The sequence below is a fragment of the Verrucosispora sioxanthis genome, from assembly GCF_010560025.1.
Classification (GTDB): domain Bacteria; phylum Actinomycetota; class Actinomycetes; order Mycobacteriales; family Micromonosporaceae; genus Micromonospora; species Micromonospora palythoicola.
In genome coordinates this window covers 1-1,212 of sequence record NZ_SAIY01000027.1, presented here as the reverse complement: position 1 = coordinate 1,212, position 1,212 = coordinate 1, and the positions used below count along the sequence as shown (strand labels likewise).

Annotated in this window: 2 pseudogenes; both read right to left on the bottom strand. The window is 75.8% G+C overall.

The window, feature by feature from the left end:
* A pseudogene (locus ENC19_RS29155) lies at nucleotides 1-745 on the bottom strand (hypothetical protein); the annotation flags it as partial.
* Between the two features lie 76 nt (nucleotides 746-821).
* A pseudogene (locus ENC19_RS29150) lies at nucleotides 822-1,212 on the bottom strand (hypothetical protein); the annotation flags it as partial.

Genomic DNA, 1,212 nt, shown 5'->3' with positions numbered 1-1,212 from the left:
AGGGGTACGGGCCGGGTTGCTGGGGTGGCAGCGGCTGCGGAATCGGGGGTAGCGGTTGGGCCGGCCCGGCCCAGGTGGGGCGGGGCGGCCCGACCGACGTTTCGGCGGGCGTGAGCGGGTCGGATCCGGAACGCTGCGGTGGATGTGCCCACGGCGACTCCGTCTGCGGTCGGGCCACCGGCGGGGCCGCGTCATCCTCGGCACCCGTGTCGACCAGGTCCGCCGCGTCGTCCGCCGGGTCCTGGTGATGGGAGTCGGTCGGCCCACCGTCGCGGGTGGGTGCGACGGCGGTGGGCCGGTCCAGGGTGAAGGGCAGGTCCAGGTCGACCTGGCCGGGCCCGGGTCGGGGTGCCGGCTCCCAGCCGGTGGCGCTCGGCGCGCCGTTCGTCAGCGACGGATAGTCAGCGGGTGAGGGAGGTGCACCGGGTGCGTGCGTCGGCCGTCCGGGCACGTGCTGCGGCTCCGCCGTCGTGGATGGATAGACCGGTCCTGCGACCTGGGGAGGATAGGCCGGTCCCGCGACCGGGGGCGGATCGGTCGGCTGCGTGACCGGAGGCTGGTTGGTCGGCTGTGCGGGCGACGGCGGCGCGGGCGGAGGTGGCACGGTGGGTGGCACCGGCGGGGCGGCCCACGTCGGCGCGCCGAAGCCGTCGATCTGCTCCGGCGGCCAGAGTGGTTCGATGTCCCGTTCCGGCATGCCATGCTGGCCGGGCACGTGCACCCGGTCGGCGTTGTCGTCCACCACGGTGTCCTCCCCATTCCTCCTGACGAGGATAGGCCCAGTGGCCGACCCGGGCCTCCGGTGCGCCGGCCGGCTCAGGTCAGGCCGCCCAGACCGCCCAGGCACCCGGCTCGGTCCACCAGGACCGCTTGCGCGTCAGCTGCCCAGCCACACCGTCGTCCAGATACGGCAGCGCAGCCTTGTCCCGGGGCAGCACCGACGCGGCCCGGCCGCGGGCCCGCCGGACCTCCAGGCGTACCCGGCGCCGACCCCACCGCGACCGGGTGACCACCGGTACGGCCACCGCCACCTCGACCAGGCCGTCGGTCGGGTCGGGGCCAGCCAGCAGCGTCACGTCGTCGAGTCGGGCGTAGCCGCCCGCGTTGCCGATCGCGCAGGCGAGCAACGGTTCGTCGCCGTTCGACAGCACGGCGTCGTCCACCTCGACCCGGCCGCGCCAGCGCAGCGGGGTGCCGTCCTCACCGGCGGCA